The sequence below is a fragment of the Micromonospora sp. NPDC047465 genome, assembly GCF_040643125.1.
GTDB lineage: Bacteria > Actinomycetota > Actinomycetes > Mycobacteriales > Micromonosporaceae > Micromonospora.
The window spans coordinates 26,103-48,397 of the sequence record NZ_JBEYTP010000026.1 but is presented as its reverse complement, the minus strand read 5'-3'; the positions used below and the strand labels follow the sequence as shown (position 1 = coordinate 48,397).

Here is a 22,295-nt window from a genome sequence, read left to right as displayed (position 1 = left end):
CCCAACCGGTGTCCGGCTCCTGACCGGCCCGTGCCCGACCGGCCCGTGCCCGACCGGTGTCCGGCTCCTGACCGGCCCGTGCCCGACCGGCCCGTGCCCGACCGGACACGCCCCACCAGGGCCTGGGCGGAGCCGTTTTGGCTCGTCCCGGGCGACCTGGTAACCTGGCTTTTCGCGCAGCGATGACGCCTGCTCGTCGCGCGCAAAAGCAGACCAACCCGAGCTATCAAGACGAGGCTGTCGCGTGGCGAACATCAAGTCCCAGATCAAGCGCAACCGGCAGAACGAGAAGCGCCGGCTGCGTAACAAGTCGGTCAAGTCGTCGCTGAAGACCGCCGTCCGGAAGTTCCACGAGGCCGCGGAGGCTGGTGACGTCGAGAAGGCCACCATCCTCATGCGCGACGCCTCGCGCAAGCTGGACAAGGCGGTCAGCAAGGGCGTGATCCACTCGAACCAGGCCGCGAACCGCAAGTCCGCGATCGCCAAGCGCGTGGTGTCGCTCTCCGCCTGACGCGGCGACCTCAGACCTGACCGGAAGCCCCGGGCACTCCCCGGGGCTTCCGGCTGTCTGCCCTTCTGCGTTCCGCACCACCACCCGGCCGGGAGAACCCGGCCGGGCTTCAGGCGTGCCGACGATCACGGCTGAGCGGGCTGCGGATCACGGCTGAGCATGCCGACGATCACGGCCGGGCGGGCCGACGATCACGGCCGGGCGGGCCGACGGGTCTCCGTCCCGTCACCGGCCGCCCGCGCCACCGGCTCGGCCGTGACGACCACGCCGGGCACGCTGTGCGTGATCCAGTCGACCCTGGCCCGCCCGACCACGGGCTGCATCTGCTGGCGGAAGCGGTCCCGCTCCTGCTCCGGCACGAGGGCCGCGGACCGGACCACCATGGCGGCCACCATGTCGTTGAGTTTCACCATCACCGCCACCGTCGCGGGCAGGATCAGCACCGCCCACCAGGTGACCAGCTCGGCGAGGGCGAGCAGCGCGGCGAGCGCGACGGCGCCCTCGAAGAAGAGGAAGCAGAGCACCCCGCCCGGGTTGACGACGCGCAGCCCGAGGACCCGGGCGTAGAGCGGCCGGTAGCGCTCCTCGTCGGCGGGGATCGTGGCCCACGAGCCGCGGAGGGCTCCGCTCACCGGGCGCCACCCTGCCGGGCGGCCGCGACCGAGAAGACGGCCCGCTCCAGCGCGTACGCCCGGTCGTCCGCCCCACCCTTGACGGCCGCGTTGCACTCGGCGGCGGCCCGCATCGCCTCGACCAGGCCCTCGGGCGTCCATCCGCGCCCCTGGCGCTGCGCCCGCTCGATCTTCCACGCCGGCATGCCCAGACTGCTCGCCAACTGGTAGGGGCTGCCCCGACCGGCGGACGCCACCCGGGCCACGGTGCGTACGCCGTCGGCGATCGCGTCGGCGATCGGCACCGGGTCGACCCCGACGTGCAGCGCCCAGCGCAGCGCCTCCAGGGCGGCCGGCACGTCGCCGACCATGGTGGCGTCGGCGACCGTGAAGCCGCTCACCTCGACCCGGCCCCGGTAGTAGCGGGCGACCGTGTCGGCGCCGATCCGGCCGTCGGTGTCGGCCATCAGCTGGGAACAGGCGGCGGCCAGCTCACGCAGGTCGTTGCCGACCGCCGCGATGAGCGCCTCGGCGGCGTCGTCGGTGCACTTCCCGCCGGCGCGGCGGATCTCGTCGCGGACGAACGCCACCCGGTCGCGGTGCCCCTTGAGTTTGGCCGCCGGCACGACCGTCGCGCCGGCCGCCTTCAGCCCGTCGGCGAACGCCTTGCCCTTGGCCCCGCCGAGGTGCAGCACGACGAGCTGCACCTCGGGGTCGGGGTTCTTCGCGTACGCGAGCAGGGCCGCCACCAGGTCCTTGCGGGCGTCCTGGCCGGCGCGGAGCACCAGCACCCGCCGCCCGCCGAAGAGGGAGGGGCTGAGCATCTCGGCGATCTCGCCGACGGCCAGGGCGCCGGCCTGGTACTCGCGGACGTCCACGTCGGGGTCGACACTGCGGGCCCGGGCGACGGCTTCGGTGACCGCGCGCGTGGCGAGCAGCTCCTCGTCGCCGAGGACGAGCAGAATGGGAGCGAGGCTGGCGGCGGTCACGCCGCCCATATTCGCACGGCCGGCGGCCCGATCCAGCCTGGTCATCCGCTCTGTGACGGCAGAGCCCGCACTCAGTGCAAATCCAGACATTTATCTCAGTACGCCGCCAAAGCCGAGAATTGGCATCGACTCCTACGGTTGCCGACCCGGCGGGGTGCCGCGCGTCACGACCGCGAGGCCCGACCGGCCGAGCACCGCCGCCACGTCCCCGTCGGTGTCCGTACGCAGCACCCGCGCCCCGCCCCGGGCCAGCCGCCCCAGCACCGCCGGGTGCGGATGCCCGTACGTGTTGCCGGCCCCGACCGGCACCAGGGCGACCGCCGGGCGGACCGCGTCCAGGAAGGCCGGATCCTGGTAGGCGGAGCCGTGGTGCGCCACCTTCAGCACGTCGGCCCGCAGCCCGCCCGGCACGGCGCCGTCGAGCAGCGCCCGCTGCTCCTCGGTCTCGGCATCGCCGGCGAGCAGGATCCGCACCCCGGCGACCGTGGCGAGCAGCACCAGCGAGTTGTTGTTCGGGTCCGACCGGGTGCCCCGAAGCGGGTGGGGCGGACCGACGACGACCAGGTCGAGCACGCCCTCCCGGTACCGCCAACCGGCCCGGCCGGCGACCACCTCGGTCGAGTGCGCCGCCGCCTCGGCGCGGACGAGGTCCCGCCCGGCCGCCGGCTCCGCCCACTGCGGAGCGAGCACGGCGTCCACCGGCCGTCCCCGGAACACGCCCGCCACACCGCCCGCGTGGTCGACGTGGAAGTGGCTGAACACCAGCAGCGCGACCTCGCGTACGCCGAGCCGGCGCAGGCAGCCGTCCGCCGCCGCCGGATCCGGCCCGGCGTCGACCACCACCGCCCGACCCGGGGCGACCGGCAGCACGACGGTGTCGCCCTGGCCGACCGCGCAGGCGGCGACCACCCAGTTCGCCGGGGGCCAGCCGGGGGCCGCCAGCCGCACCGGCAACGCGCCGGCCACCACCGCGACGACGACCACCGCCACCAGCCGGCGGACCACCGGGCGTCGGGCGGCCACCAGCAGCGCGACGGTCAGCCCGGCCAGCAGGAGGGCCCCGGGAACCCCGCCCGGCCACGGCAGCGTCCCGGCCGGCAGCCGCGCCCCGTGCCGCGCCACCGTGACCAGCCACCAGGCCGGCCAACTGGCCAGCCACGCGAGGAACTCGGCCCCGGCGGGCCAGACGGGCGACACTGCCGCCGCCAGCACGCCGAGCACCGTGGCGGGCGCGATCGCCGGCACCGCGAGCAGGTTCGCCGGCACGGCGACCAGGCTCACCGTGCCCGAGATCCCGGCCACCACCGGGGCACAGGCGAGCTGCGCGGCGGCCGGCACCGCCAGTGCCTCGGCGAACCCGGCCGGCACGCCACGGCGACGCAGCCCGTCGCGCCACCTCGGAGCGAGCAGCAGCAGGCCGCCGGTGGCCAGCACGGAGAGCGCGAAGCCGGCGTCACCGGCCAGTTCCGGGTCGAACAGCAACAGCACGGCCACGCCGGCGGACAGCGCGGGCAGGGCCGCCCGGGGACGCCCGGCCGCCAGCGCGGCCAGCCCGATCGCGCCCATCGTGGCGGCCCGCACCACGCTCGGCGAGGGGCGGACCAGGACGACGAACCCCACCAGGGCCAGCCCGCAGAGCCCGGCGGCCAGCCAGGGGCCGGCCCGCGCCCAACGGGCCAGCAGCAGCACGGCGCCGACGACGATGGCCACGTTGGAGCCGGAGACGGCGTTCAGGTGGGTCATGCCAGTAGCGAGGAAATCCTCCTCCACGGTGGGCGGCAACCGGCTCGTGTCGCCCACGACCAAGCCGGGCAGCAGGCCGCCCTGCTCGTCGGGGAGCGGCGCGCAGGCGCGTTGCAGGCCGGCGCGGAGCGCCCCGGCCGCCCGCTGCGACGTCGGCGCCGCGCCGTGCCGCTCCGGCGGGCCGGCCGCGCTCAGCACGGCGGCCGTCAGGTCCCCTCCGCGCGGGACGGCCAGCCTCCCCTCGGCGGTCAGCCGCTGCCCGGGCAGCAATCCCTTCCAACCCGGGTCGGTGGCGAGGACCAGCACGCGGACCGGCGCGACAACCCGCCGCCCGTCCGGGCCGGTGACCCCGGTCAGCTCGCTCGGCACGAGCAGGGTGGCCGGCCGTCCGGCGACACCGCGTACGGGGCGGGGGTCGTCGCGGACGACGAGTTCGGCGGTGACGACGGCACGCTCCTCGACCAGTGCGCGTACCGGCCCGGCGTCGCGGAGGGACACCCGGGCGGCGGTCGCCGTCGCGCCGCAGACCACGCCGATCAGCACCGCGACGGCGATCCAGCCGTACCGCCGGACGGGGGCGGACGGCCGGCCGAGGACGCCGACGAGGTGGAGCCCGGCCAGGCCCGCCAACCCGGCGGCCACCGCCGCCAGCAACAGCGTCCCGACGGCGGTCAGGTGCAGCCCGGCCAGCGCGGCGAGCCAGGCCGCCAGGGCCAGGCCGGCCAGCCGCAGGTCCGGCTCCTCCGCCGGCCGGCGCCCCGCGACGCCCGGCGTGCCGCCGGCGGCAGCCGTCACCGGCGACGGTCCCTCGGCCCGCGCGGGCGCTCCGCCCGCCGTCACACCGTCACCAGGTCCTTGAGCTGCTCGTACCGGGCGTCGCCGATGCCGTCGACCTGGCGTAGGTCGCCGACCGAACGGAAGCCGCCCTGCTGGTCGCGGTGGGCGAGGATGCGCTGGGCGAGCACCGGACCCACTCCGGGCAGGGCGTCGAGCTGCGCGAGCGTCGCGGTGTTCAGGTTGAGCCGGCCGCCCGCGCCGGGCGCCGCTCCCGGCGCCCCGCCGGGTGCCGCGCCGGGTGGTGGCGCCGCTCCCGGCGCGGCGGCGACGCCGACCAGGATCAGCTCCCCGTCGGTGACCTTGCGGGCCGGGTTAAGCAGGGCCACGTCCACTCCGGGCAGCGCCCCGCCGGCCGCCTCGACCGCGTCGGCGACCCGAGCGCCGGCCGGCACCCGGACCAGCCCGGGACGGCGTACCTTGCCGGCGACCGCGACCACCAGCTCGCCGGCCGGGGACTCCCCCGGCTCCACCGGCCCGGTCGCCGACACCGCGGGCGGCTCGGCGGTGGCCACGGGCCGGACCGGCTCGGCCTGCGGTCGGGACCGCCAGGCCCAGAAGCCGGCCCCGAGCACCACCAGCACGGCGACGACGGCCAGCGCCCGCACACCCCACCGCCCGGGGTCGAACGCGCCCGGCCCCGGCAACCGGGAGGACGTCGCCGCCCCGGCCGTGGCCTCGGGCGGCGGATCGGGTTCCGGCGGCGTCGTCCGCCCGGTCGGGACCGGGGCGAGGGCCGGCGCCGACCGGAACGCCGGAGCGGCGCCGGGACCGGGCCCCGGCCACGACTCCGGGTCGGTCCCGGCCGGTGCCGGCGGGGACCATCCGGTGTGCTCGGCGAACCGGGTCTCGCGCGCCGGCGTACCGGCCGAGGGCGGGCCCGTCACCAGCCGGCGCAGCCGCTCCCGGACCACCGTCTCCTCGTCGTCTGACACGACGCGAGGCTAGGACCGCGGTGGCCCTCCGATGGGGGTCGCGAGGCCGGCTGTGGACGGCGCGGCCCCCTGTGGACAACCGCCTGATCATGCCCAAGCTGTGCTAGGCCCCGGAAAGCCGCAGGTCAGCGCGCCTCCGGATCCGGGCCGAAGACCGACCGTCCCCCGTCGACCGGCAGGGTCACCCCGTTGACGAAGCCCGCCGCCGGCGACAGCAGGTACGCGACGGCCTCCGCCACCTCCTCCGGCCGGCCGATCCGGCCGACCGGGTGCAGCCGGGTCAGCTCGGCGTCGATCCACTCCGCCGCGGCCGGCTCCTGCCCGGCCATGAAGGCGGCGTGCCGTTCGGTGGCGATCGAGCCCAACGCCACGGTGTTGGTCCGGATGCCCCGTGGGCCGTACTCGACGGCCAGCGACCGGGTCAGCCCCTCGACGGCGGCCTTCGCGGTCGCGTACGGCAGGCAGCCGGGCACCGGCCGCCGAGCCTGGTGGGAGGAGACGTTCACGATGGCCCCGCCCGTGCCGGCCGCCAGGTAACGGCGCACCGCCGTCGCCGCACCGACCACGGCGGGACGCAGGTTGCGCCCGATCAGGTCGAGCACCTCGCCGACCGGATCGGCGTGCAGCGAGGCGTCCCGGAACACCGCCGCGTTGTTGACCCAGCCGGTCAGCGCCCCGGTCTCCTCGGCGAGGTCGGCGGCCCGGGCGGCGACCTGCTCATCGCCGGCGTCGCCGACGACCGCCGCCAGCCGGTCGGCGGCCGGGTGCGCGGCCAGCCAGGCCACCGCGTCGGGATCGTGCTCCACGACCACGACCGCGTCCCCCGCGCCGAGGAGCCGCTCCACGACGGCCCGCCCGACGCCGCGCCCGCCACCGGTCACCACACAGGACATCGCATCCTCCCCGATTCCGTCGGCGGCGTCGCCGGCCGCCCCCGCTGCCCCGTCCGGCGGGGCAGCTCGGCAGCGTCGGCGGGGCACGACCGTCGCGGGATCGACGTTAGTCGGTGGCGGGCGGCCGGCGGTGCACGACCACGCAGGCCAGGCCCGGCCCGGCGTGCGCGGCGACGACCGCGCCCGCCTCCGAGACGTACGCGTGGTGCAGGCGGTCGCCCAGCCGGGCGGTCAGTGTCTCCAGCAGCGCCTCGGCCCGCTGTGGCGCGGCCAGGTGGTGCACGGCCAGGTCGACGTCGTCGTCGCCGGCCGCCTCGACGGCCAGGTCGACGAGCCGGGCCACGCCCCGGCTGGCGGTGCGCACCTTGTCCCTGACGACGATCGCACCGTCCGGCATGTGCATGATCGGCTTGACCGACAGCGCGGTGCCGAGCAGCGCCTCCGCGGCGCCGATCCGGCCGCCCCGGCGCAGGAACTCCAGCGTGTCGACGTAGAACCAGATGCTGGTGCGGTCGACCGCCGCCAGCGCCGCGTCGCGTACGCCCGGAAGGTCCCCGCCCCGCTCGGCCGCGGTGGCGGCGGCGACGGCCGGGAAGCCCAGGCCCATGCCGGTCGAGCGGCTGTCGACCACGGCGACCCGGTCGTCGAACTCGGCGGCGGCCAGCCGAGCGGCCTCCACCGTGCCGGAGAGTTCGGCCGACAGGTGCACCGAGACGATGCCGTCGGCGCCGGCGTCGAACAGGTCCCGGTACGTCCGCGCGAACTGCTCCGGGGCGGGGCGGGAGGTGCTCACCGAGACCCGCCGCCCGCCGAGCGCCCGGGTGGCGTCGGCCGGGGTGACCTCCACCCCCTCCAGCCCTTCCGCGCCGTTGAGCACGACGGTCAAGGGCACCACTGTCAGCCGGCGGGCGTGCGGCAGCTCGGGCGGGAGGTAGGCGGTGGAGTCGGTGACGACCGCGACGGGCATGCCCGGCACGCTAGCCGATCGCGGCGGGGAACGCCGGGGTCAGACGGCCTCGGTGGTGGCCGGCACAGTGATCAGGCCGACATTGTGGGCGCGCAGGTGCCAGCCCCGGGCGTCGTCGTGCCGCAGCTCCGTCCAGTGGCAGTTGGACAGCGACCCCACGGTACGCAGCACCGCGTGCTCCCAGCCGAGCAGCTGGCCGACGCCCTGCCGGGCGCCGCCGCCGTGGGTGGTCACCACGACGGTGCCGCCGGGGGCGAGGTCGGCGGCGTCCTGGAACGCCGCGCCGATCCGCTTGCCGAGGTCGTCGAGGGTCTCGATGCCGGCGCCCGGATCCGGGTCACCGGCCCGCCAGCGGGCGAACTCGGCGGGGTGTCGCTCGGCCGCCTCGGTGAGCACGAGCCCCTGCCAGAGCCCGAAGTGCCGCTCCCGCAGCCGTGGGTCGGTGCGCACCGGCAACCCGGTCAGCGCCGCGAGCGCGGCGGCGGTGTCCGCCGCGCGGCTCAGGTCGCTGGCGACGATGGCGTCCGGCCGCAGCGCGGCGAGCAGGGGCGCGGCGGTGCGGGCCTGCTCGCGGCCGAGGTCGTTCAGCGGCACGTCGGTCTGCCCCTGGACCCGGCTGGCGGCGTTCCAGTCCGTGTTGCCGTGCCGCCAGATGATCAGACGGGTCATTCCGCGGCGGCGGAGCCGGTGCCGGACTCGGCGTCGACCAGGTCCCGGTCGACGAACGGGATCGTCGGGCAGTCCTTCCAGAGCCGGTCGAGGGCGTAGAACTCGCGCTCCTCGGTGTGCTGGACGTGCACCACGATGTCGACGTAGTCCAGCAGCACCCACCGGCCGCCCCGCTCACCCTCGCGCCGGACCGGCTTGGCCTTCTCCGGAAGCTGGAGGAGGCGCTCCTCGATGGCGTCGACGATGGCGAGCACCTGACGCTCGTTCGGGGCGGCGGCGAGCAGGAACGCGTCGGTGATGGCGAGCTGGTCGCCCACGTCGATGATGACGATGTCCTGCGCCTTCTTGTCGGCCGCGGCCTGGGCGGCGGCGATCGCCAACTCGTGAGCGCGTTCGGAAACTGTCACCGTTCTCCTTCGATCAACCGTGCGATCCTCCAAGCCTCTCACACACGGCAGAATCCCGACTCGTCAGTTCTGACGCGTTACCCGGCCGAACCACCCGATACCGGGTCGAATTACCGCTGGTAGAGGCGCCGTTTGGCGATGTACTGCACCACACCGTCCGGCACGAGGTACCAGACCGGCTCCCCGCGGGCGACCCGCGCGCGGCAGTTCGTGGACGAGATGGCCATCGCCGGCACCTGCACCAGGCTCACCGTGTCGGCGGGCAGGTGCGCGTCGGTGAGCTCGAAGCCGGGCCGGGTCACCCCGATGAAGTGGGCCAGCTCGAAGATCTCGTCCAGGTCCTTCCAGGAGAGGATCTTCTCCAGCGCGTCGGCGCCGGTGATGAAGAAGAGCTGCACCTTCGGGCCGTACTCGGCGTGCAGGTCCCGCAGCGTGTCGACCGTGTAGGTGGGCCCGCCCCGGTCGATGTCGACCCGACTGACCTGGAAGCGGGGGTTGGAGGCGGTGGCGATCACCGTCATCAGGTAGCGGTCCTCGGCCGGGCTGACCGGCTGGTCCTCCTTCTGCCACGGCTGGCCGGTGGGGACGAAGACCACCTCGTCCAGGCCGAACCGGTCCGCCACCTCGCTGGCCGCGACGAGGTGCCCGTGGTGGATCGGATCGAAGGTGCCGCCCATGATGCCGATCCGCCGGATGTCCTCCTCCATCCGATGATCGTAGGCCGGGCACGGCCGACGGCGACCCGGGGCCGCCGGCCGTCCCGGCCTACGGTCCGCTCAGGCCGACGCGGCGGCCGTCGCCGTCCGGGCCACCAGCGCCCGGCGCAGGTCGTCGTCCAGGTCGGTGACCCAGCGCCGCAGGCCGGGCGTGAGGTCGTCCCGGGCCAGCAGGGCCGCGGCCAGTTCCCGGGTGGGCTGCGCCACGGCGTACCGGGGGAAGGCCCGCACGGTGACCGCGTCGGCCACCCAGGGGGTACGCAGCTTCGCCGCCGCCGGCATGTCGGCGAAGTACCGCTCGACGTACGGTGCGGTCAGCTCGGCCTGCTCCGGCTGCCAGAAACCCTCGGCGGTCGCCTCCACGAGGCGGTTGGACAGCTCGGTGTTGCGCACCACGATCTCCCAGGCGACCCGCTTGGCCTCCCCGTCGGGCAGCGCCGCCCGGCAGCAGGCGGCCCGCTCCGCCCCGGTGGCGCTACGGTCCGCGGCGGCCTCGGCGGCGATCTCCGCCTCGCCGGCCGCGCCCAGCACCACCAGGCGCAGCAGCAGCGCCCAGCGCAGGTCGGCGTCGACGGCCAAGCCCTCCGGCACGCCGTCACCGGCCAGCCACCCGGCGAGCAGCCTGGTGTCGGTGGTGGCCGCGATCAGGCCCCGGGCGGCGGCGAGCTGCAACGAGCCCCCGGCCGGCGCCCCGGCGAGCAGCGCCGCGCACGCCCCGGCGACCCGGAGCAGGGCGGCGTCCCGGGCGAGCGGGTCCAGGTAGCGGTCGATCAGCCGGCGGCTCAGGGTGAGCACCTCCTCGGCGATCGTCACCTCCGTCTCGGCGGGCAGCGCCGCGTCGACCAGGGCGACCAGCGAGGTGACCGGGCGCTCCCCGTCGGTGGCCGCGTCGAGCGCCTCGCCCCAGAGCAGGGCCCGGGCCAGCGGGTCGGCGAGCCCCGGCAGCACCATGGGCACCGCGTCGGCCGAAGCCGGGTCGAGGCGGATCTTGGCGAAGGTCAGGTCGCCGTCGTTCGGCAGCAGCAGCCCGGTGGCCGGCTCGCCGAGCAGCGGGGTCAGCGTGGTCCGCCCGCCGTCGGCGTCCGGGTCCAGGTCGACCTCGAAGCGGCTCGCCGTGCCCTCGGCGTACCGGCCCACGCCGACGCGGTGCGGGCGTAGCACCGGATGCGACGCGGGGGCGGTCTGCACGATCGCCGCGTCCCGCCAGCGCCCGTCGGCGTCGACCGACGTCTCGATGCGCAGCGTGTTGACCTGCGCGCTGCGCAGCCACCGGTCGGCCCAGGCGCCCAGGTCCCGCCCGCCGGCGTCGCCGAGGGCGGCCAGCAGGTCGGTCAGCGTGGCGTTGCCGAACCGGTGCTTCGCGAAGTGCGCGTTCAGCCCGGCGAGGAACGCCTCGTCGCCCAGCCAGGCGACCAGCTGCCGCAGCACGCTGGCCCCCTTGGCGTACGAGATGCCGTCGAAGTTGAGCAGGGCCTCGGCGGCGTCGGCGACCTCGGTCGGGGCGACGGGGTGGGTCGACGGCCGCTGGTCGGCGGTGTAGCCCCAGGACTTGCGGCGGATCGCGAAGGTCGTCCAGGCCCGGTCGAAGCGGGTCGCCTCGGCGGTGACCCGGGTGCCCAGGTACTCGGCGAAGGACTCGTTCAGCCAGAGGTCGTCCCACCAGCGCATGGTGACCAGGTCGCCGAACCACATGTGCGCCATCTCGTGCGCGATGGTGGTGGCGCGCACCTCGCGCTGGCTGTCGGTGACCGCCGAGCGGAACACGTAGTCGTCCCGGAAGGTGACCAGGCCGGGGTTCTCCATCGCGCCGGCGTTGAACTCGGGCACGAACGCCTGGTCGTACTTGCCGAACGGGTAGCGATCGGCGAAGAGCTGGTGGAAGCGGTCGAGGCACTGCTTCGTGACGGTGAGGATCTCGTCGAGGTCGGCGTCCAGGTGGGCGGCGAGGGAACGGCGGCAGTACACGCCGAGCGGGATGCCGTCGTGGGAGTCGCGGCGGACGTGCCAGGGGCCGGCGACCACCGAGAAGAAGTACGTGGCCAGCGGGGCGGTGGGGGCGAACTCCCAGCGACCCGGCCGGGGGTTCGCGGCGAGCGCCCCGTTGGCGGCGACCGTCCACTCCGGCGGGGCGGTGACCGAGAGCGTCACCGGCGCCTTCAGGTCCGGCTGGTCGAAGGCGGCGAAGATGCGCGGTGCCTCGTCCAGGAAGGACATCGCATACAGGTACGTCTCGCCGTCAGCCGGGTCGACGAAGCGGTGCATCCCCTCGCCGGTGTTCGAGTACGCCATCTCGGCGGTGACGGTGAGCGTGTTCTCCGCCGCCAGGTCGGCCAGCGGGAACCGGCCGTCGGCCAGCGCGGCCGGGTCGAGGTCCCGGTCGTTGAGGCGTACCGTCAGCAGCTTCGCGGGCTTGACCTCGACGAAGGTCTGCGCCCCGGCGGCGGCCCGGAACCGGATGGTCGCGGTCGAGCGGAACCTCTCGCCGTCGCCGGTCAGGTCGAGGTCCACCTGGTAGGACTCGACGGTGATCGCCGCGCCACGCGCGGTCGCCTCTACACGGGTCAGGCTCGGCATCCGCTTATCCTGCCCGATGGGGATCCGCACGTGTTTCCCATGACCCCGTGGCACTGGAGGACTGAACCATGGCTTCGCACCCCAAGGGCGACTTCGACCTCTCCCGGGCGGTCTGGCAGCGGGCCGAAGGCGACACCTCCGAGAGCGCCGTCGAGGTGGCCTTCGTCGACGACCTGATCGGCATGCGCAACTCCGCCGAGCCGGACGGCCCGGTGCTGGTCTTCACCCAGGCCGAGTGGGACGCGTTCGTCGCCGGCGCCCAGGACGGCGAGTTCGACCTGGACTGAGCCGAGGACGCCGGTCGGGTCGGTCGCGGCCCCGCCGTCGGCCCCCGGCCCGCTCCCGCGGCGGGGCGGGCGGGCCGGGCATCCCGTGGGCCGCGCGGCCCTAGTCGCCGTCGCCCCAGCCCAGTCCGCCGGGGCCGGGGGCGTGGTGGAAGCCGGGGTGGCCGGCCACGTCGACACAGCGCTCGCCGTCCGGCCCGGACGCACCGCAGAACAGCCGCTCGGCGTGCTGCCACGCCTCGGCCGGCGACAGCGCCGACGCGCCCAGGGCCAGCTCGGGTCGCAGCAGGCTCAGCGCCTCCGCGTATCCGACGGCGATCTCCCGGGCCGACTCCAGGTCGGGCGCGGTGAAGCCGAGGTGCACGGTGAAGAACCGGCCCGGCCGGGCCGGGCGGCGAGGCGGCGCGATCAACGGGGCGTCGGCCGTGTCCCGTGCCGCGCCGAGCGCCCCCAGCGCCTGCCGCTGCCGCCAGTACGGCGGCCTGTTGTCCCGCATGGGTCCTCCCGTGGCGATCGTGGGCGCGGCCTCCCCCGGGTGACCTGCCCGGGTTCCGGCCCGGCTGCCTGCCGTCGGTACGCCGTCGGCGGCCCGACCGGACCGCTCCCCCGAGCCAACCAGCTTTCCGCGCCCCTGGGAGGGGCCAGCGGGCGCGCCGTGCGCTGGCCCCCTCCCCTCACGTTCCGCCCTCCGGCCGGACGTGGCCGGCGACCGGGAGCCACATGCGAGTCCCGGGCGGCACCGGGCCAACCCGGCGGGACGGGTTCCCGACCGCCCGCCGCCCGGCACCGGCCCGACCGACCGCCGGCCGCCCGGCACCGGCCGAACACCGGCCAGCCCGACCGCACGCCGCCCGGCGCCGGCCGCACGCCGGCCAGCGGCGGGATTGCGCCACGCCGGCCTGGGTAGACGGAGAGGCATCGACGAGACCGGCAGGCCGGCAACGGCCGCCGCCCGCTGCAGGAGGCCCGATGGCGACCATCCCGACGGAGCGCAGCCCGGAGAGCTCGGTGGCGTTCCTGCGCGACGGCTACCGCTTCGTCGGCCGCCGCTGCGACCGCCACGGCAGCGACATCTTCCAGGCCCGGCTGCTGCTGGAGCGCACCATCTGCCTGCGCGGCCGCCCGGCGGCCGAGCTGTTCTACGACCCCGAGCGGTTCGTCCGCGCGGGTGCGATGCCGATGCGGGCGCAGCGCACCCTGACCGGCCGGGGCGGCGTGCAGGGCCTGGACGGCGCCGACCACCGCGACCGCAAGGCCATGTTCATGTCGATCATGACGCCGACCGCAGTCCGGCACCTCGGCCAGCTCTTCGACGACGAGTGGCGGGCCCGCGTCCCGGCCTGGGAGTCGGGCGGGCCCGTCGTGCTGTACGACGAGGTCGGCCGGATGCTGACGCGCGCGGTCTGCGCCTGGGCGGGCGTGCCCCTGGCGGCCTCCGAGGTCGACCGGCGCACCGCCGACCTGCACGCGATGATCGAGGGACCGGCGACGCTCGGCCCCCGGCACTGGCGCGGCCTGCTGGGCCGCCGCCGGGGCGAGCGTTGGATCGGCGGCGTCATCGACCGCGAGCGCGTCGGCACGCTCCCGGCGCCCGAGGGCAGCGCGCTGCGGGTGATCGCCGAGCACCGCGACGCCCGCGGGCGGCTGCTCCCCCGCCGGATCGCCGCCGTCGAACTGCTCAACGTGCTGCGCCCCACCGTCGCCGTCGACCGGTTCGTCGTGTTCGCCGCGCTCGCGCTGCACGACCACCCGTCCTGGCGGCAGCGGACCCGCGAGAGCGGGGAGTCCATCGAGAGCTTCGTGCAGGAGGTACGCCGCTTCTACCCCCTCTTCCCGGTGGCCGCCGCCCGGGTCCGTCGCTCCTTCGACTGGCAGGGTTACCACTTTCCGCGCGGCAGGCGGGTGCTGCTCGACCTGTACGGCACCGACCACCACCCGGAGCTCTGGCCCGAGCCGGAGCGGTTCCGCCCGGAGCGCTTCACCGGCTGGCGGGGCGACCCGTTCCGCTTCGTCCCCCAGGGCGGCGGGAACCATCTGTCCGGCCACCGCTGCGCCGGTGAGTGGATCACCATCGAGCTGATGAGGCGGGCGGTGACGAACCTGACCACCGCCATGCGCTACGACGTGCCCCCGCAGGACCTGGCGCTGAGCCTGAGCCGGATGCCGACGCTGCCGCCCAGCGGCTTCGTGATCACGAACGTCCGCCGCACCGCCTGAGCGACGCCGCGCCCGCGCCGCGGGGACCGGCCGATCCCCGCGGCGCGGACCGGTCAGGCCGGGTGCAGGACGGTACGCAGGCAGCCATCCTGCTTCTTCTCGAACATCTCGTAGCCCCGCGCGCCCTGCTCCAGCGGCATCGGGTGGGTGGCCAGGTAGCTGGGGTCGATCTCCCCGGCGGCGAGCCGGTCCAGCAGCATCGGGATGTAACGCTGGGCGTGCATCTGCCCCATCCGCAGCACCAGCGCCTTGTTCATCGCCGCGCCCAGCGGGAACTTGTCCACCAGGCCGCCGTAGACGCCGACGATGCTCACCGTGCCTCCCTTGCGGCAGGCCATGATCGCCTGCCGTACGGAGGTGGGACGGTCGGTCTGCAACCGGGCGGTCTGCTTCGCCTTGTCGTACGCGTGCGCCGGGCCGACGTCGTGGGACTCCATGCCGACGGCCTCGATGCACGCGTCCGGCCCTCGGCCGGCGGTCATCTCCCGCAGCGCCTCCAGCACGTCGGTCTCCGCGTAGTTGACCGTCTCCACGCCGAGCCGGTCGGCGGCGGTGGCGAGCCGCTCCGGCAGCCGGTCGACGACGATCACGTGCTCGGCGCCGAGGAGCTGCGCGGCCCGGGCCGCCATCTGGCCGACCCCGCCCGCGCCCCAGACCGCGACCACCTCGCCACCCTTCAGCCCACAGAAGTCGGCGGCCATCCAGCCGGTGGGCATCGCGTCGGAGGCGAACACCACCGAGTCGTCGGGCACCGCGTCGGGGACCGGGAACGCCCCGACGTCACCGAACGGCACCCGGACGTACTCGGCGTGGCTACCGGAGTAGCCCCCGGCGGCGTGCGAGTAACCGAGGATGCCGGCCGGCGAGTGCCCCCAGAGCTTCTCCACGAAGACCGGTTGGGGGTTGGAGTTGTCGCAGAGCGAGTACTGCTCGGTGCGGCAGTACCAGCAGCCGCCGCAGGCCACCACCGAGCCGACCACCACGCGGTCGCCGGCGCGCAGCCGCCGTACGCCGGGGCCGGTCTCCACCACCTCGCCCATGAACTCGTGACCGAGGACGTCGCCCTCCCGCATCGCCGGCAGGAACCCGTTTATCAGGTGCAGGTCGGAGCCGCAGACGCTGCTGGCCCGCACCTTAACGATGATGTCGCCCTCGGCGCGGATCCGCGGCTCGGGCACGTCGCGTACGGCCAGCTTGCCGACGCCTTCCCAGCAGAGCGCCCTCACGCCCGTCCTCCCGTCGTCAGCCGCTCGCGGACCTCGTCGGTCTCCTTCTCCTGGGCCGGGCCGCGCCCGGACGGGTCCCGCCGGGTGTCGATCACCTGCCCGCACTCCACCAGCGACTTCACCCGGCGCAGCACGTCCCGCAGCGCCAGGTCCGGTTCGTCGCCACGGACCAGGCCGAGCGCCCGGCGCACCGGGCCGGAGCGCCACCGCAACTCGGCACGGACCTCCGTGCCCCGGTCCTGGGGCGCGGGCGCCAGCTCCACGGCGCCCTCCTGCGCCGGCCCGTCGGTCACCTGCCAGCGCAGCCGGCCGGGGCCGTCGACGGTGATCTCGGCGCGCCACTCGGTGCCGCCGCCGTCCGGGTCACGCGCCACGCAGCGCCACCGGTTGTCGTCGAGCTGCTCCAGGGTCGCCCACTCGGCCAGCGCCCGGTCCATCCGCTCCCGGTCGGTCCAGAAGCCGATCACCGCCTCGACCGGCCGGTCGACGGTCACCCCGCGCCGCACCACGTACCAGCCGTCGCGCCGCGCGGGCTGGTGCCGGCGCCGCCGACGGGCCACTGCCCGGCCGACGCCGACCGCGGTCACCGTGGCGGCGCCGAGTAGCGCCCACCTCGTTCCGTTGCTGGTCATCACGTCTCCTCCACCCGGGCGCCCGGGGATGGACCACCCGCATCCGTTGCGCTACCCGGCGCCGCCCGGCCGAAACGACGAACCGGTTTGACCGGCCGATATGCGGGCACCTGCTGCGGGCAACCACCGTCACCGGGAGACACCGTTGTCCTTCGACTCCAGCGAGTACGGCCGGCACGTGGCCGAGGTCTACGACGAGACGTACGCCCACCTCACACCGGACGCCGCGGTGGAGCGGCTGGCCGCGCTGGCGGACGGCGGCCCGGTGTGCGAGTTCGGCGTCGGCACCGGACGGCTCGCGCTGCCGCTGGTCGCCCGGGGGCTGACCGTCGCCGGCATCGAAGGCTCCCCCGAGATGGTCGCGGGGTTACGGGCGAAGCCCGGCGGCGACGCGGTCGAGGTGGCCGTCGGCGACTTCGCGCGGACCCGCGTGCCCGGCGAGTTCGCGCTGGTGGTGCTCGCGTTCAACACGATCTTCGCGCTGCCGGACCAGGCCGCCCAGGTGGCCTGCTTCCGCAACGCCGCCGCCCACCTGCGCCCCGGCGGCCGGTTCGTGGTCGAGGCCTGGGTGCCCGATCCCGGGGCCTTCCGGGCCGGCGGCGCGCTGCGCCCGGTGCGGGTGGCCGAGGACGCGGTGCTGCTGGAGGCGGCCCTGCTGCACCCCGCCGAGCAGCGGATGACCACGACGAAGGTCCTGCTCAGCAACGCCGGGGTGCGGCTGCTGCCGGCCAACCACCGCTACGCCTGGCCCGCCGAGCTGGACCTGATGGCCGAGCTGGCCGGGATGCGCCGGGAACACCGGTGGCAGGACTGGACCGGGCGGCCGTTCACCGACGACAGCCGCGACCACGTGTCGGTCTACCGCCGCCCGGAGCGGCCGTGAGCGCCCCCACCGCCGGGCCCGTCGACGACCGGCACGCCACGGCGACACCGACGGCCGGGAGCGCCGACGACCGCGGCCTGCCGATCGCGTACGTCCTGCCGCTGCGCTGGACCGACGACGCCGGGCTCCCCGAGCTGACCGGCTACCTGCGCCGGCTCAGCTCGCGGGTCGACGTGACCGTGGTGGACGGGTCGCCGCCGGAGCTGTTCGCCCGGCACCGGGTGGCCTGGCGGGGACTGGTCCGGCACCTGCCACCCGATCCCGCCGTACGGGGCGTCAACGGGAAGGTGACCGGCGTGCTCACCGGCGTCGCCGCGGCCCGGCACGAGCACGTGGTGATCGCCGACGACGACGTCCGGTACGACGAGGCGGGGTTGCGCGCCGTGCACCGGCTGCTCGACCGGGTGGACCTGGTCCGGCCGCAGAACTACTTCGACCCGCTGCCCTGGCACGCGTGGTGGGACACCGGGCGGACCCTGCTCAACCGGGCGTTCGGCGCGGACTACCCCGGCACCCTGGCGGTGCGCCGGAGCACCTTCCTCGCCATGGGCGGCTACGACCCGGACGTGCTCTTCGAGAACCTGGAGCTGATCCGCACCGTGCGCGCGTACGGGGGCACCGAGGCGGCACCCGCCTGGCTGCACGTACGCCGGCTGCCGCCCGACACCGCCCACTTCCTGGGCCAGCGGGTGCGCCAGGCGTACGACGACCTGGCCCAGCCGGCCCGCCTGGTGGCCTCGCTCGCGGTCCTGCCGGCGCTGGCCGCGGCGGTCGCGGCCCGGCGACCGGGGCTGCTGCTCGGCGCGGCCGGGACCACCGTGGTGCTGGCCGAGGCGGGCCGGCGCCGGGCCGGCGGCAGCGCGGTCTTCCCGCCGACCGCCGCCCTGGCGGCCCCGCTCTGGGTGCTGGAACGCGGCGCGTGCAGCTGGCTCGCCCTCGGCCGGCGGCTCCTCTTCGGCGGGGTCCGCTACGCCGGCGGCCGGGTCCGGCGCGCCGCCCACTTCGACCGCACCCTCCGCCGCCGCCTCCGCTGACCCGCCCCACGCCTCTCCCGCACCACCTGGACGCCCACGCTCACACCCACGCGATCTTGCGCTCCTGCCCGGACAATCCGGCCACAAAGCCGCAGATGGTGAGCACAAACTGCAAGATCGCGGCGGCCGGGAGGGCGGCGCGGGGGCGGGACGCACACGACAGCTCGCGGCCACTCCCCGGAACGTTCCGGGAGTGGCCGCGAGCTGCGGCGTGCGGTGGCCGGGTCGGTCAGTACCGCACCTGTTCGCGCGGCTGCTGCGCCTGGTCCTTCACGTCCTGCGCGGCGGAGCGGGTGTCGTCCCTGACGGCGTGCACGGCCTCCTGCGCGGTGGACTTCACCGACTCGGTGGCGTGCTGCGCCGGCTCACGCAGCTCCTCCTTCAGCTCGCTGGCGACCTCGCCCAGCTTCTCCTTCACCACCCCGGCGTGCTCGCCGGCCTTCTCCCTGACCTGCGTCGCCACCTGCTGCTCACGGCGGGTGGCCGGGATGAGCGAGGAGGCGAGCCAGCCGACGCCGAAGGCGATCAGGCCGGCGGCCAGCGGGTTGCCCTCGGACTTCTGCCGGATCGCGTGCGGGGCCCGGTGCGCGACGTCGCTGACCGTCGAGGCGGCCGAGTGCGCCCTGTCGCCGACCGTCGAGGCGGCCGAGTGCGCCCTGTCGCTGACGGCGGACGCCGCCGACGAGGCGTGGTCGCCCACCGAGTGGGCGCCGTGCCTGGTGCTGTGACCCAGGTCGGAAGCGGTTCCCATCACCTTGTCCCTCACATTCTGCAGTGCGTTGCGGGCCCGCTGCTTGCGGTCGTCGACGATGCGGGCGGGGCTGACCTTGTACGCCAGCGCGTCCACGTCGGAGCTCAGGTTGCTCCGGGTGGCTTCGATCTCCCGGCGGATCTGGTCCGGGTCGGTGCTCATCGGGGGACCTCCTGCGGGTGGGGCTTGAGCACGTCGGGAATCCGCTGCACGCTCTCGTTGGTCTGCTTGAGGCCGCGAATCCGCTCGGCGTTCCTCTTGGCCATGGAGTAGAGGACCGCGGCGATCGCGCCCCAGATGACGGCCACGATCAGCGCCGCCCAGCCGGCGTCCATCACGTTGGACAGCCCGGCCCAGAGGGCCAGCGACAGGAACAGGGCCACCATGTAGCCGCCGAAGCCGGCGCCGCCGAAGAAGCCGGCGGCCTTGCCCGCCTTCCTGCCCTCCTGGCGGATCTCGGCCTTGGCGAGTTCGACCTCCTGCCGCATCAGGGTGGACAGGTCGGTGGTGACCTGGCGCATCAGCTCACCGATCGAGCTGCCCCGGACCTCGTCCGCGTCGTGGGGGTGGTGACCGGAGTTCAGCCCCGCCCCCTGCGTCGGCACGCTCATGCCGCCGCCTCCCTTCGGATGACTCGTGGGCTCACGGACGGGTTCCGCTCGACGGCACGCCCGGCAGCGGGTCGGTCCGGGTCACCGGCGGCAGCGGCTGACCGACGCCACCCGCCGGGTCGGCGTAGCCGGTGGTGGTCTGCGGATCGGCGTACGCGCCCGGGGCCGGGTCCAGGTAGCCACCCGGCGGCACGGCGTCCGGCACCGCGCGCGCGGCCGGCGTCGTCGGGATGACCGCCGTCCGGTCCGGGTCGTAGCCGGCACCCGAGCCGTACGCGGAGTGGCCGTTGCCGCCCTGGCCGTCGCCGGCGGCGGACATGTTCCTGGTCAGCCGGCCGGCGAGCACGCCCAGCACGGCGGCGCCGACGAGGAAGGTGCCCGGGTTGCGGCGGGCGTAGTCACGCACCTCGGCGATGATGTCGCCGGGCTCCCGCTGCTCCAGCCAGCCGGCCACGCCGTGCACCCGGTCGGCGGCCTGGCGGGCGATCTCGCTCACCGGCCCGGCCTGACCGCCCTGCTCGGCCATCGAGCGCATCTCGTCGGCCAGCGAGCGGAGCCCACCGGCGGCGCGCCGCTGCTGCTCACCGGCCTGGCTGGCCACCTGGCTGCGGGCCTCGCCGTAGAGGTTGCGCGCCTGGCGGGTCGCCTCGCCGACGACCTCCCTGCCCTGCTCCTTGGCCGTCCCGGCGACGGCGCCGCCGGCCTGCTTCGCCTCCGACCCGACCTGGCGGGCCTGCTCGCGGACGCCGCCGCCGTTGGTCGACTCCTGCCCGTACGTGGAAGTCGTGGGTGACAGATCGTAAGTCATGATGTCCCTTCCGCTCGGAGAGTCGTCGCGGTTGTGCTGGGGGGATGCGACCGGCCGTTGCTGCCGCCGCCTCCTCTGACCTACCCTCCGTCGCCGCTTCCATACCTCGTTCGTGACTTCTCCTGCGGCCCGTCCCGCGAGGACTACAAAATGGAGGATCGTCGGGCCGGACGCCAATGCCATCACGGACAGTGACGGCCGGTCGCCGCGACCCGCACCGCGGGCAGGGCGTTCCGCGGGTCCACGGAGGTGACATCGATGGCACGGAACGCACGCGGCGCCCCACCGGGACCGAAGCCCGCGGTGCAGTTCGCCGCGGTGGCCGCGGCCGGGATCTTCACCCTGGTCGGGGTGCTCGGGTTCATCCCCGGCGTCACCACCGACTACGGCGACATGACGTTCGCCGGTCACCACTCCGAGGCCCGGCTGCTCGGCCTGTTCCAGGTGTCGATCCTGCACAACGCGCTGCACCTGGGCTTCGGACTGGCCGGGCTGGTGCTGGCCCGCACCGTCGCCGGGGCCCGGATCTTCCTCGCCGGCGGCGGCGCGCTCTACCTCGGCCTGTGGCTGTACGGCTTCGCGATCGACCGGGAGACCGTGTTGAACTTCATCCCGGTCAACAACGCCGACAACTGGCTCCACCTGGCCCTCGGCTTCGGCATGCTCGCCCTCGGGCTGCTGCTGTCCAACCGGGTGGGCATGGGCACCCGGCTGGACGATCCCTTCGACCGTCCCTGACCGGTCGCCGGCTCGTGGCGTTTGCCCGGCTCGACATCAGGGCACCGGAGGATCAAGAGCCGAGAACGAGGAGGTGCCATGCCCAAGTGGCTGCGCAACAACGCACTGACCATCGCGATGTTCGGCGCGTTCCTCGTCTTCCTGGTGTTGCAGAGCGTCTTCGGTTGGCACGCCCACAACGAGGAGCTGGCCGAGTTCGGAGCCGCGCCGACGAGTTGGCCGGCGTACCTGCGCAGCGGGCACTTCATGGAGTCGGTCTTCGAGAACTGGGAGTCGGAGTTCCTCCAGATGGGCGGCTACGTCCTGCTCACCGCGTACCTGGTGCAGCGCGGGTCGGCCGAGTCGAAGCCGATGGAGCAGACCGACCGCCCCGAGGACGACGAGCGGCGGGCCACCCCCGACTCGCCTTGGCCGGTACGCGTCGGCGGGCTGCCCCTGATCATCTACCGGAACAGCCTCTCCATCGCGCTGCTGCTGATCTTCGCCGGCTCGTTCGTCGGTCACCTGCTCGGCGGGACCGCCGAGTACAACGAGCAGCAGGCCCTACAGAGCGGGGCGCCGCCGATCGGCGTCGGGGAGTTCCTCGGCACCAGCGAGTTCTGGTTCCAGTCCATGCAGAACTGGCAGAGCGAGTTCCTCGCCGTCGGCACGCTGATCGTGCTGAGCATCTTCCTGCGTCAGCACGCCTCGCCGGAGTCGAAGCCGGTCACGGTGGCGCACGCGCACACCGGCGACTGACCGGCCGGGCGGCCGCCGTCAGGCCGGCACGCGCAGCCGCTTGGCGAAGCAGGCGCTGTACGGGTTGCTCACGTACCCGCCGTACACCGGGATCGGCTCGTACCCGCACGAGGTGTAGAGCCCGATCGCGGCCGGCAGGTACGTGCCGGTCTCCAGGCAGACCACCGCGTGCCCCTGCCGGAAGGCCAACTCCTCCAGCGCGGCCAGCAACTGCCGGGCGATGCCCCGCCCCCGGTACGCCGGACGGACGTACATCCGCTTCAGCTCGCCGGTGCCGTCGTCGAGCGCCTGGATCCCGCCGCAGGCGATCGCCCGCCCGTCGGCCACCACCACGAGGTAGCGGATGTCGTCGTGGGTCACGGTCGCCTGGCCGTCCAACCCGCCGTCCGCCTCGCGCAGCTCCCGCTGCTGGGCGGTGACCAGGGCGTCGATCTCCGGATCCGTGGCGGGGCGGGACTCGATCAGCATCAGGCCACGCTAGGCGGCGCGGATTTCGGGCAGGTTTCCGGCAGTCGACCCGCTCA

Annotated in this window: 24 protein-coding genes; 7 read left to right on the top strand and 17 right to left on the bottom strand. The window is 75.0% G+C overall.

Annotation, left to right across the window (positions count from 1 at the left end; all coding sequences use genetic code 11):
- Positions 1-244: 244 nt before the first annotated feature.
- Complete coding sequence (gene rpsT, locus ABZ793_RS22640; protein WP_091104033.1) at positions 245-511, top strand: 30S ribosomal protein S20; 267 nt, start codon at positions 245-247, stop codon at positions 509-511.
- A 191-nt stretch (positions 512-702) separates the two neighbouring features.
- On the opposite strand, the gene ABZ793_RS22635 is transcribed toward rpsT, so the two are convergent.
- From ABZ793_RS22635 to pepN, 10 genes are all read right to left on the bottom strand, one after another.
- Positions 703-1,143: a hypothetical protein gene (locus tag ABZ793_RS22635; protein ID WP_357460395.1), complete on the bottom strand. Its 441-nt coding sequence runs from the start codon at positions 1,141-1,143 to the stop codon at positions 703-705.
- A complete protein-coding gene (gene holA, locus ABZ793_RS22630) occupies positions 1,140-2,120 on the bottom strand; it encodes a DNA polymerase III subunit delta (protein WP_357460511.1) in 981 nt (326 codons plus the stop codon). Before holA ends, ABZ793_RS22635 begins: the two co-directional genes overlap by 4 nt.
- A gap of 123 nt (positions 2,121-2,243) precedes the next feature.
- Positions 2,244-4,649 (bottom strand): ComEC/Rec2 family competence protein, encoded by a 2,406-nt coding sequence (locus ABZ793_RS22625; RefSeq protein ID WP_357460392.1) that lies wholly within the window; start codon positions 4,647-4,649, stop codon positions 2,244-2,246.
- 41 nt (positions 4,650-4,690) lie between these two features.
- A complete protein-coding gene (locus tag ABZ793_RS22620) occupies positions 4,691-5,623 on the bottom strand; it encodes a ComEA family DNA-binding protein (RefSeq protein WP_357460390.1) in 933 nt (310 codons plus the stop codon).
- Between the two features lie 125 nt (positions 5,624-5,748).
- Positions 5,749-6,516 carry an SDR family oxidoreductase gene (locus ABZ793_RS22615; RefSeq protein ID WP_357460388.1) on the bottom strand — a complete coding sequence of 256 codons (768 nt, stop codon included), beginning with the start codon at positions 6,514-6,516 and terminating at the stop codon, positions 5,749-5,751.
- A gap of 106 nt (positions 6,517-6,622) precedes the next feature.
- Complete coding sequence (locus ABZ793_RS22610; protein WP_357460386.1) at positions 6,623-7,483, bottom strand: DegV family protein; 861 nt, start codon at positions 7,481-7,483, stop codon at positions 6,623-6,625.
- A 39-nt stretch (positions 7,484-7,522) separates the two neighbouring features.
- Positions 7,523-8,152, bottom strand: coding sequence for a histidine phosphatase family protein (locus tag ABZ793_RS22605; RefSeq protein WP_357460383.1), 630 nt, complete (start codon positions 8,150-8,152; stop codon positions 7,523-7,525).
- Positions 8,149-8,559: a ribosome silencing factor gene (rsfS, locus tag ABZ793_RS22600; RefSeq protein WP_350710838.1), complete on the bottom strand. Its 411-nt coding sequence runs from the start codon at positions 8,557-8,559 to the stop codon at positions 8,149-8,151. Before rsfS ends, ABZ793_RS22605 begins: the two co-directional genes overlap by 4 nt.
- A 110-nt stretch (positions 8,560-8,669) precedes the next feature.
- Complete coding sequence (nadD, locus tag ABZ793_RS22595) at positions 8,670-9,266, bottom strand: nicotinate-nucleotide adenylyltransferase (protein ID WP_357460379.1); 597 nt, start codon at positions 9,264-9,266, stop codon at positions 8,670-8,672.
- A gap of 69 nt (positions 9,267-9,335) precedes the next feature.
- A complete protein-coding gene (gene pepN / locus ABZ793_RS22590; protein WP_357460376.1) occupies positions 9,336-11,849 on the bottom strand; it encodes an aminopeptidase N in 2,514 nt (837 codons plus the stop codon).
- 68 nt (positions 11,850-11,917) lie between these two features.
- Between pepN and ABZ793_RS22585 the strand changes: the two genes are divergently transcribed.
- Positions 11,918-12,136 carry a DUF397 domain-containing protein gene (locus ABZ793_RS22585; RefSeq protein WP_088992395.1) on the top strand — a complete coding sequence of 73 codons (219 nt, stop codon included), beginning with the start codon at positions 11,918-11,920 and terminating at the stop codon, positions 12,134-12,136.
- 100 nt (positions 12,137-12,236) lie between these two features.
- On the opposite strand, the gene ABZ793_RS22580 is transcribed toward ABZ793_RS22585, so the two are convergent.
- Complete coding sequence (locus ABZ793_RS22580; RefSeq protein WP_357460372.1) at positions 12,237-12,629, bottom strand: hypothetical protein; 393 nt, start codon at positions 12,627-12,629, stop codon at positions 12,237-12,239.
- Positions 12,630-13,102: 473 nt separating this feature from the next.
- On the opposite strand from ABZ793_RS22580, the gene ABZ793_RS22575 reads away from it, so the two are divergent.
- On the top strand, positions 13,103-14,350 hold the full coding sequence (locus ABZ793_RS22575) for a cytochrome P450 (protein ID WP_357460370.1): 1,248 nt from the start codon (positions 13,103-13,105) through the stop codon (positions 14,348-14,350).
- Positions 14,351-14,403: 53 nt separating this feature from the next.
- Here the strand turns inward: ABZ793_RS22575 and ABZ793_RS22570 are convergent, their stop codons facing one another.
- Together ABZ793_RS22570 and ABZ793_RS22565 are read right to left on the bottom strand one after the other, a co-directional pair.
- The gene (locus ABZ793_RS22570; RefSeq protein WP_357460367.1) at positions 14,404-15,576 is read right to left on the bottom strand and encodes a zinc-dependent alcohol dehydrogenase; all 1,173 of its coding nucleotides are present in this window, start codon (positions 15,574-15,576) and stop codon (positions 14,404-14,406) included.
- Positions 15,573-16,208 carry a cyclase gene (locus ABZ793_RS22565; RefSeq protein WP_357460364.1) on the bottom strand — a complete coding sequence of 212 codons (636 nt, stop codon included), beginning with the start codon at positions 16,206-16,208 and terminating at the stop codon, positions 15,573-15,575. Before ABZ793_RS22565 ends, ABZ793_RS22570 begins: the two co-directional genes overlap by 4 nt.
- 145 nt (positions 16,209-16,353) lie before the next feature.
- Between ABZ793_RS22565 and ABZ793_RS22560 the strand changes: the two genes are divergently transcribed.
- Positions 16,354-17,091, top strand: coding sequence for a class I SAM-dependent methyltransferase (locus ABZ793_RS22560; RefSeq protein WP_357460362.1), 738 nt, complete (start codon positions 16,354-16,356; stop codon positions 17,089-17,091).
- Positions 17,088-18,125 carry a glycosyltransferase gene (locus tag ABZ793_RS22555; protein ID WP_357460359.1) on the top strand — a complete coding sequence of 346 codons (1,038 nt, stop codon included), beginning with the start codon at positions 17,088-17,090 and terminating at the stop codon, positions 18,123-18,125. Before ABZ793_RS22560 ends, ABZ793_RS22555 begins: the two co-directional genes overlap by 4 nt.
- Positions 18,126-18,354: 229 nt before the next feature.
- Here ABZ793_RS22555 and ABZ793_RS22550 read toward each other — a convergent pair whose 3' ends face one another.
- The 3 genes from ABZ793_RS22550 to ABZ793_RS22540 are packed head-to-tail and all read right to left on the bottom strand — an operon-like array spanning position 18,355 to position 20,295.
- On the bottom strand, positions 18,355-19,038 hold the full coding sequence (locus tag ABZ793_RS22550; RefSeq protein ID WP_357460357.1) for a DUF3618 domain-containing protein: 684 nt from the start codon (positions 19,036-19,038) through the stop codon (positions 18,355-18,357).
- The gene (locus tag ABZ793_RS22545) at positions 19,035-19,487 is read right to left on the bottom strand and encodes a phage holin family protein (RefSeq protein ID WP_357460355.1); all 453 of its coding nucleotides are present in this window, start codon (positions 19,485-19,487) and stop codon (positions 19,035-19,037) included. The genes ABZ793_RS22550 and ABZ793_RS22545 overlap by 4 nt, the downstream gene beginning before the upstream one ends.
- Before the next feature lie 31 nt (positions 19,488-19,518).
- Positions 19,519-20,295 carry a hypothetical protein gene (locus tag ABZ793_RS22540; protein WP_357460353.1) on the bottom strand — a complete coding sequence of 259 codons (777 nt, stop codon included), beginning with the start codon at positions 20,293-20,295 and terminating at the stop codon, positions 19,519-19,521.
- 258 nt (positions 20,296-20,553) lie between these two features.
- Here ABZ793_RS22540 and ABZ793_RS22535 point away from each other — a divergent pair, with 258 nt between their 5' ends.
- Positions 20,554-21,033 carry a DUF4383 domain-containing protein gene (locus ABZ793_RS22535; protein WP_357460350.1) on the top strand — a complete coding sequence of 160 codons (480 nt, stop codon included), beginning with the start codon at positions 20,554-20,556 and terminating at the stop codon, positions 21,031-21,033.
- A 78-nt stretch (positions 21,034-21,111) separates the two neighbouring features.
- On the top strand, positions 21,112-21,771 hold the full coding sequence (locus tag ABZ793_RS22530; protein WP_357460348.1) for a DUF6766 family protein: 660 nt from the start codon (positions 21,112-21,114) through the stop codon (positions 21,769-21,771).
- An 18-nt stretch (positions 21,772-21,789) separates the two neighbouring features.
- Here ABZ793_RS22530 and ABZ793_RS22525 read toward each other — a convergent pair whose 3' ends face one another.
- On the bottom strand, positions 21,790-22,239 hold the full coding sequence (locus ABZ793_RS22525) for a GNAT family N-acetyltransferase (RefSeq protein ID WP_357460345.1): 450 nt from the start codon (positions 22,237-22,239) through the stop codon (positions 21,790-21,792).
- Between the last annotated feature and the right edge of the window lie 56 nt (positions 22,240-22,295).